Source organism: Sinorhizobium sp. FG01 (assembly GCF_002531875.1).
GTDB classification, from domain to species: domain Bacteria; phylum Pseudomonadota; class Alphaproteobacteria; order Rhizobiales; family Rhizobiaceae; genus Sinorhizobium; species Sinorhizobium fredii_C.
The window spans coordinates 1-7,675 of sequence record NZ_NWTB01000046.1; the positions used below are offsets into that span (position 1 = coordinate 1).

Sequence of the window (7,675 nt, forward strand, 5' to 3'; positions counted from 1 at the left end):
ACGGCCCGCCAAGCGCGGGCCTTTTTGCGTTCGCCTCCCCGCGCAACCCCCGCTGAAGCCGGCACAAGCCCCGCCGAACCTGTCCTCCGCCTCCCTTGTCCGGATCGAGGGGCTGTGCATTGCCGGAGCGCATCCACGGGCGCAATATAAGCAACGGAGAATATTAATCCGGGGGAACTCGGGGATCATGTTACGGCACCGCTTAATCCTCCCCGTCGCAGGCGTCGTTCTCGTTCTATGTCTCGTGTTGGCCGGCTTATGGATTTGGACGGGGAATTTTATCGTCTCGATCATGTCGGAGCGCCTGATCCGGGAGGTGACTCAAGCCGTCAATCGCGACGTCGGCCATCGGGTTCGCGCCGCCGAGAAGGCGGTATCGCGCCTCGCCAATGATCTTCTCCGCCGCGACGTCGCGCTCCGTGATCGCGAGGCGGTCGCACGGGAGCTTTATGCTTTGTTGGCCGAGGAGCCCGATGTCGACTGGATGTTTTTCGGCAACGAGGCCGGCGGGCTCGTTTCTGTCGGACGACTGGCGGATTCGAACGTCGTGTTTCTGATGACCGATGATTTTCGTGCCGGCGTCGTGCGCGAGTTCGAAGCATTGGAAGGCGGCAGGATCGGCCGTTTGCGCAAGTCGGAAGCCCCGTTCGATGCACGCGGAAGGACCTGGTACGTTGAGGCAAAGAAAACGGGCGCGCGATATTGGACGGAGCCCTATCTCGGTCTGGTCGAGCCGATTCTGGGGACGTCCCTTTCCACTCCGGTCGTCGACAAGGACGGCAACTTCGTTGGGGTGGGCGGGATCGACCTCATCCTCACGCAACTTTCCAGGTCCCTACAGACGCTCGATGTCGGCGACAATGGCCGTGCCTTCATCGTTGACGCCAGCGGACATTTGATAGGAGCTTCGGGAGGCGTGTCGCCCGTCACCATCGGTGCTGATGGCGGGCATGTGCGTCTGCAGGCATCCGCGGCCACCGATCCCATTATCCACGCGACCGCCGGCTACCTTGGCCGATATCCAGCCGTCGCCGGGTCGTCTTCGGCTGAGCCGAGCGTGTTTTCCTTCAGCGATCCTGAGCACGGCACGATCTATGCGGCGGTCGACGGGGTCGAACCCGCTGCGCTGAACTGGACGATCGTCTCGGCCGTGCCGGCTTCGGATTTCCTGACGCCTGTGTTCCGCGCGGCCATTCTCTCCATCGGCGTCGGCGCCGCCATCATCGCCAGCTTCGTGGTTCTCGGACTTGCGGTGGTCGGACGCACCTTGCGGCCGCTGACGGCGCTGACGCAGGCGGCGCATGCGATAGCAAGCGGGGAATGGCGAGACGTTCCCAAGGTTCGCCGAAACGATGAAGTCGGGCTGCTTACCGAAGCCTTCACCCTCATGACCTCCCGTCTCAAGGAGACGCTGGAGGGGCTGCGTCGAAGTGAGGCCAATTTCGCAGAAGCGCAGCGCGTTGCCCATGTCGGCTATTGGGAACGCGATCTCGGCACGGATTGTCTCACCTGGTCCGAGGAGACCTACCGCATCTTCGGGCTGGCGCCGCGCGCTGGCGCGGTCAGTCTCGCCGAAGCGGTCGATCGGATACATCCGGAGGACCGGTCGAGCTGGAGCAAGGCCGCCACCGAAGCCGTGCGCGGCGAGTCGCGTTACGACCTGGAGTACCGCATCATCCGGCCCACCGGCGAGCAGCGTATCGTTCACAGCCAAGGCGATCTGACCAGGGACATGTCGGGCCGGGCGCTCAGCATGTTCGGCACGATCCAGGACATCACGGAACGCAAGCGGGCGGAAGAGGCGCTGCGCGACAGCGAGGAACAGTGGAGAGCCGTATTCGAGAACAATCCGACGATGTATTTCATGGTGGACGCGACCGGCACAATTGTGTCCGTGAACCCCTTTGGGGCGGAGCAGCTCGGTTACACGGTCGACGAATTGATCGGCCGTCCCGTGCAGGACGTCTTTTACGAGGCGGACCGGGACGCCGTGATGCGGCATGCGGCCGCCTGCCTCGAACATCTCGGCCAGGCGATGAGCTGGGAGCTGCGTAAGATCCGCAAGGACGGCTCGATGCTCTGGGTTCGCGAGACGGCCCGATCGATGGTGATCAGGAAGCGGCCCGTCATCCTGATCGTCTGCGAAGACGTTACCGAGCGCAAGCGCGCCGAAGAGGCCGCCCGGCGCAGCGAAGAGGAACTTCGCGAGGTGATTGAGACAGTTCCGGCAATGGTGTGGACCGCCTTGCCCGATGGCCGCATCGATTTCATCAATCGGCGGTGGCAGGAGTTCACCGGCTTGTCTCTCGACGGGGTTCCGCCGGCAGACTGGGAGCCCGAAGCCCGGTTCCACCCGGACGACCTCGAGCACTACATGTCCAGATGGCGTGCGTCCCTGGTAACGGGGCGACCCTTCGAGGCCGAGGTGCGGATCCGCCGAGCCTCGGACGGCGAGTATCGCTGGTGGTTCGAAAGTGCCGTGCCGCTCAGGGACGAGCACGGAAACATTGTCAAATGGTACGGTTTCCTCGTCGACATCGAAGACCGAAAGCGAGCCGAGGAAGCGCTGCAGCAGGCGCAGGCGGAGCTTGCCCATGTCACCCGCGTAACGACGATGGGCGCCCTGACATCCTCGATCGCTCACGAGGTCAACCAGCCGCTGGCCGCCGTGGTCACCAATGCCAACGCCGCCCTGCGCTGGCTTGCAAGCCAGCCCCCCAACCTCGAGGAAGCGCGGCAGACGCTCGGGCGCATCGTGCGGGACGGCCACCGCGCCGGCGAGGTGATCGGCCGGGTGCGGGGCCTCCTGAAGAAGACGGCGACGGTCACGGCACAGGTGGATCTGAACGGTCTCATCGAAGATTCGATAGCACTCGTTCACGGCGAGGTCCGCGGCCACCGCGTGACGCTGCGAACCGAACTGGCTGAGGACCTGCCGCCTGTCGCAGGCGACCGGGTCCAACTGCAGCAGGTAATTCTGAACCTGGTGATGAACGGCATCGAGTCTATGAAGAAAGTCGCGGACCGGCCACGAGAGTTGCTCATCACCTCCAAATCCGAAGCATCCGGGATGGCGTTGGTGGCGGTGCAGGACACCGGCGTCGGACTGGAACCGAAGGATACGGAGCGCGTGTTCGAGGCGTTTTTTACGACGAAGGCCGAGGGTCTGGGCATGGGACTGGCAATCTGCCGTTCGATCATCGAGGCGCATGGGGGCCGGCTATGGGCCGAAGCTAAGGAACCCTGGGGAGCCGTTTTTCAATTCTGCCTGCCCACGTATCCGGACGACAGCGTTTCTGCTGCGGGGACGTAGAAGGATCGCTGTAGCGGCAGCGGTTCGGACTTCAATCACCTGGGATGCCGCTCCAGGCCTGAGCGGATGCAGGTCAGCAGTTCCTGCTCGCCAAACGGCTTTTCCAGATAGCCGACAATGTCCGGGCTCAGCCCGCGCGCCCGCAGATTCTCGTTCGGATAGGCAGTGATCAGGACGGTCGGCATGCTCACGCCCAAGTCGACGAGCCGGCGGTGCAGCTCGAGCCCGCTCATGCCTGGCATGTGGATGTCCGTAACCAGGCAGTCCGTGTCGCGAAGACGGGGGAAGGCAAGGAAATCGTCGGCGGATGAAAAGGCCTCCGCGTCGAACCCCAGCGATCTCATGAGGCCCGTGGTCGCCTCGCGCATCGACTGGTCGTCATCGACGATCGCAATGAGAGGCTTCTTGGTTGGCACTGCCGCCTCCAAATACGCGATGGCGTCTTGCTGAAATCGAGCGTTACGGAGCAGGTCGTAACTTACAGCAGCAAGCGGGGGCGACAAAGGCAGAGCACCCTATACAATGGTATAGCTTCATCGGAAGGGTCCGCGCGACGAGCGTGAATTTTTCGGCTCGCGGGTGCCGACGATGCCGCTCGGCAGCGGCCCGAACGCGACGCCCCACCAGCCCCGTCGCCATGTAAATGACCTTGTGACCGAGATAATTCGGGCGCATGCTGAGCTACGAGACGAGTTCGTTTCGGAAATGGCTGAGGAGAGGGGAGTGTTGACATCGCGTCACCCGCGCTCTGCCGCTTCGCCTCCGCGCGAGGCCGCAGCGGCGGGCGCCGACAGATCGCTTCAACAAGAGCGGGCTCCCTGTTGGGGAGCGACGACATGACCGAGGCGCCTGCAACCGTCATCGTCATCGATGACGATCCGGCAATTCGCGAGGCGCTCGGCAGCCTGCTGCGGTCCGTCGGGTTTGAAGTGCAACTCCTCGCCTCGGTGAGCGACCTCCTCAATTCAGGTCGACCAGCCGGGCCGAGCTGCCTCGTGCTCGATGTCCGCCTGCCCGGGCAAAGCGGACTTGAATGTCAGCGGGAGCTGTCGCGGCGAGACATTCAGCTCCCGATCGTCTTCATTACCGGGCATGGCGACATTCCAATGTCCGTGCAGGCGATGAAGGGAGGGGCAATCGAGTTCCTGACGAAGCCGTTCCGCGATCAGGATCTTCTCGACGCCGTTCATCTCGGCCTCGCCCGCGACCGTGCCTGGCTTGAGAATGAAAAGGCCTTGTCCACCTTGCATGCAAGTTACGAGAGCCTGACGCCCCGGGAGCGCGAGGTGATGGCTTTGGTGGTGGCGGGACGGCTCAACAAGCAGATCGCCGGCGATCTGGGCGTCAGCGAGATCACGGTGAAGGTCCATCGCAGCCAGGTGATGCAGAAGATGCGGGCGAAGTCCTTGCCGGAGCTCGCCCGCATGGCGGACAAGCTGAAGCTCGCGCCCGGAAATCCGCAAGGCTCATAAGTTCGTATAAGACATGATGGCCTCACGTATAGGTCATCCCCTCCGCGCCGGTGCCCGATCTTTCCTCCTGGCCAATAGCCGTCGCGGACCCTTGCTGTTATCCTCAGGGCTACTTCTTCCCGTCGGGCCATTTGCTTTCAGATCGGCCCGCTTTGTGCCCCTCCCCGTCCCGGAGGGGCTTTTTTTGTCGGCATCGATCTGCGGGTCATAGCCCGGCGCCCGGAAGTCGTGCGGGAACGAGCACCCGGATGGCCGCGGGGACCACATGAGCGGATCAATCTCTTCTGAGGTGGTGGGAGAAGGGCGCCGCGATCGTCAGCTTTGAGCCGGTCGCGGCCAGGTAAAAGATGGCGTAAGGCCCGATGGGCGCCTTGACCCTAATGTATGGTCAAGGTCTGCACAGGAGGGCTGAGTTCTTCCTCAACCAGGCGAACAAGCTCCAGCGAGTACCAGGAAAGGCCGAAGCGGGTTCCGGTGACGTAAAGTGTGAAGGCGGATGTCGGGGCGCGCAGAGCTCGGCCCCCCTGATGCGCGGCCGGCTCCCGCGGCGTAACGCAAAATGTCATCAAATGCGCTTCCGAGTGCGGATTCGGCCGTGGCGCATAGTCGGGCGGCATGTAGAGCGGATGGCCCGGCAGGGCGGTCCATCCTTCCGATACGCGCTGGGAGAACAGCTGCAATGGGAGCAGATCGATTTCGATGCTGTTGGGTTCCTGTGTCATGGTTACAATCCCTAGAAGGAACGCGGAGGAACGAAGAGGCAGATGGTGCGCCCCGTGGGCTCGCCGGCCACGGTGCAGTGGTGAAACTGCCCGTCCGGGCTGTTCTTGATGCGAGTGTCCCGCGGCATGATGAGCTCGCCCGTTAGCTTGATGACATACCCTCGCGGCCCTTCGAGAACCGCCTGATCCCGGATTTCGCGGCAGTCCATTCCGCTGCAGCATGAGAACGGATAGGTCCATCCGTTCGGCTGCGCCGCCGTCGGCGTCGCATCATGCGCAGCTGCCGGAACGGCTGTCGCGACGGCAAGGAGGACCGCTGCTGGCTTGCTCATATTCCACACCTCAATTTGAGCCGCCGTTGCAGCGCCTCTGGCGCTCCCCAGCGCCGCTTTTTGATCATGGCGCCCGGCGGAAACGGCTCTCCGCGGGAGTATGTAGCTGAGCATAGCAGCAGGGCTCCCGACCGAACTATTGATCGGGAGTACGGATCGGATATCAACGAGGAGGGGGTTCCCTATACGGCGGTCTAATGCGCGTCGCCCACAATATGCCCCGGTTTCGGGAGGCGGTATGGAGATGACCAAGAACAAGGCGCGCTGGAAGGCTCCTTCCAAAGGAGGCACGCGGAATGGGACCGAGGTGACGCGCTATGCCCTTCGGAAAACGCCGTTGGGAGCGGTTCCTTAGTGTCTTTCTCCTTAAATCGAGGTCGACTTATGGAGACATGCAGTAGCACTGGCCGGAAAACCGTCAGCGTGCCATTGCCTGCGAGCCTTCACTTTTCGCCGATCAGGCCTTTGATTTCCGTCAGCTTCTTCATACAGCCCGCCTCGTCGCCGGCGTCCGCCATCTTGCGGGCCTCGGCCGCCAAGGTACTTGGCTTGTCGGCGCTTTCACCGGTACGGGTTCCGGTTACCTGCTCCTGATGGGGCGATATCGCTTCGGTCTGGGTACCGGTCGATCCGGTTATTTCCGTTCCGACGCCCTTCTTCTGTTCGCCGGCGGTAACCTTTTCCTGGTGCTGCGTAACCGCCCCGCCGGAACCGCCCGTTTCGGCGGAAACGATAGCCTGGTCGAGCTTCTCGAGTTCCTGGCGGCAGTCCGCGAATGCCGGCGCAGCCAGAAGAAGGGTGACGGCGGTAGCCGCTACAAGACGTATCGACATTTTGCTCTCTTCGCCTCGCTGTTGGGGACGCACTGCGTCCGTTATCCTCTGGGGGCCAAACAAAGCTCTGCGCGAAGAGTTCCTTGTGGATAGCCGACTGCCTTTAAATTCAACGCGTGCTTAAATTCTCACGGATTTTGCGGGCTTATCATGCGCGACTCGAAGCCCGTGCAAACGCGCTTACAGCGCGCTTTGCTCAGCGCGCTGTAAGGCGGCCTCGACTCGGCCTGTGCCGATCAGCTGGAAAGTGCGCCCGACTTTTTCGCGACCCAGGTGGCCACATAGTCCATCAGGGCTGGCGACAGGCAATCATAGGGCTCCAGTCCAAGCTCTCGCAGGCGGCCCCGAATGCCATCCATGCGACTGGGGTCGACACCCGCTTCGATGATGGAGGACACGAAGGCCGCAAAGCCGGGCGGGGCCCAGCCCGCCTCCTGGAAGCGCTCGGGATGAATGAAGTCCAGCCCCTGGAAGGCATGCTCGCGCTCCACCGGCCCATACATATGAACGCCGCACTCGCGGCAGGCGTGCCGCTGGATCAGCGCCGAGGGATCGACCACCTGCAGCTTGTCGCCATTTTCGAGCACCGTCACCTTGTCATGCGGAACAACCGCGACAATGGAGAAATAAGCGCCGCCAGGCTTCCAGCATTTAGTGCAGCCGCAGGCGTGGTTGTGGGCGATCTGTCCCTCGATCCGCACCTTGACCGGCCTGTCCGTGCAGTCGCAGACAAGCGTGCCTCCGGTAAAATTCGGGCTGGCCGCCCTGATGCCGCCATCCACCGCCGGATGAATTCGAATAGAACTGTCCATTGCGTGTCCTCCCTGTTGTGCCGAAGCCCAATCCTCTCGGGTGCTGTGGCGCTTCGGTTGGTCCCAGCGACCCGCAGATACGCTCAATAGATCACCACGCTCCGGATGCTCTTGCCCGAATGCATCAGCTCGAAGCCCCTGTTGATCTCGTCGAGCGGCATGGTGTGGGTGATCATCGGGTCGATCTCGAT

7 protein-coding genes are annotated in these 7,675 nt (G+C 62.7%); 2 read left to right on the forward strand and 5 right to left on the reverse strand.

All coding sequences use genetic code 11. The features are described from left to right. Positions 1 to 292 precede the first annotated feature (292 nt). Entirely contained in the window at positions 293 to 3,313 is a 3,021-nt protein-coding gene (locus tag CO656_RS29195) for a PAS domain S-box protein (protein WP_234819736.1), read from the forward strand. A gap of 35 nt (positions 3,314 to 3,348) precedes the next feature. On the opposite strand, the gene CO656_RS29200 is transcribed toward CO656_RS29195, so the two are convergent. Next, a complete protein-coding gene (locus CO656_RS29200; RefSeq protein ID WP_097528110.1) occupies positions 3,349 to 3,729 on the reverse strand; it encodes a response regulator in 381 nt (126 codons plus the stop codon). A 420-nt stretch (positions 3,730 to 4,149) separates the two neighbouring features. Here CO656_RS29200 and CO656_RS29205 point away from each other — a divergent pair, with 420 nt between their 5' ends. Then, positions 4,150 to 4,785, forward strand: coding sequence for a response regulator transcription factor (locus CO656_RS29205; RefSeq protein WP_037427507.1), 636 nt, complete (start codon positions 4,150 to 4,152; stop codon positions 4,783 to 4,785). Positions 4,786 to 5,162: 377 nt separating this feature from the next. On the opposite strand, the gene CO656_RS29210 is transcribed toward CO656_RS29205, so the two are convergent. From CO656_RS29210 to gfa, 4 genes are all read right to left on the reverse strand, one after another. Further along, the gene (locus tag CO656_RS29210) at positions 5,163 to 5,507 is read right to left on the reverse strand and encodes a hypothetical protein (RefSeq protein WP_037427505.1); all 345 of its coding nucleotides are present in this window, start codon (positions 5,505 to 5,507) and stop codon (positions 5,163 to 5,165) included. An 11-nt stretch (positions 5,508 to 5,518) separates the two neighbouring features. Further along, complete coding sequence (locus CO656_RS29215) at positions 5,519 to 5,839, reverse strand: hypothetical protein (protein ID WP_083854376.1); 321 nt, start codon at positions 5,837 to 5,839, stop codon at positions 5,519 to 5,521. A gap of 443 nt (positions 5,840 to 6,282) precedes the next feature. After that, positions 6,283 to 6,672, reverse strand: a complete 390-nt coding sequence (locus CO656_RS29220; protein WP_097528108.1) for a hypothetical protein — start codon at positions 6,670 to 6,672, stop codon at positions 6,283 to 6,285. A gap of 236 nt (positions 6,673 to 6,908) precedes the next feature. Beyond that, a complete protein-coding gene (gfa, locus tag CO656_RS29225; RefSeq protein WP_097528109.1) occupies positions 6,909 to 7,484 on the reverse strand; it encodes an S-(hydroxymethyl)glutathione synthase in 576 nt (191 codons plus the stop codon). Between the last annotated feature and the right edge of the window lie 191 nt (positions 7,485 to 7,675).

Excerpts from the sequence above, each read along its gene's own strand:
- CO656_RS29220 (WP_097528108.1), bottom strand. The coding sequence starts at position 6,672 with ATGTCGATACGTCTTGTAGCGGCTACCGCCGTCACCCTTCTTCTGGCT.
- CO656_RS29210 (WP_037427505.1), bottom strand. The coding sequence starts at position 5,507 with ATGACACAGGAACCCAACAGCATCGAAATCGATCTGCTCCCATTGCAG.
- gfa (WP_097528109.1), bottom strand. The coding sequence starts at position 7,484 with ATGGACAGTTCTATTCGAATTCATCCGGCGGTGGATGGCGGCATCAGG.
- CO656_RS29205 (WP_037427507.1), top strand. The coding sequence starts at position 4,150 with ATGACCGAGGCGCCTGCAACCGTCATCGTCATCGATGACGATCCGGCA.
- CO656_RS29195 (WP_234819736.1), top strand. The coding sequence starts at position 293 with ATGTCGGAGCGCCTGATCCGGGAGGTGACTCAAGCCGTCAATCGCGAC.
- CO656_RS29215 (WP_083854376.1), bottom strand. The coding sequence starts at position 5,839 with ATGAGCAAGCCAGCAGCGGTCCTCCTTGCCGTCGCGACAGCCGTTCCG.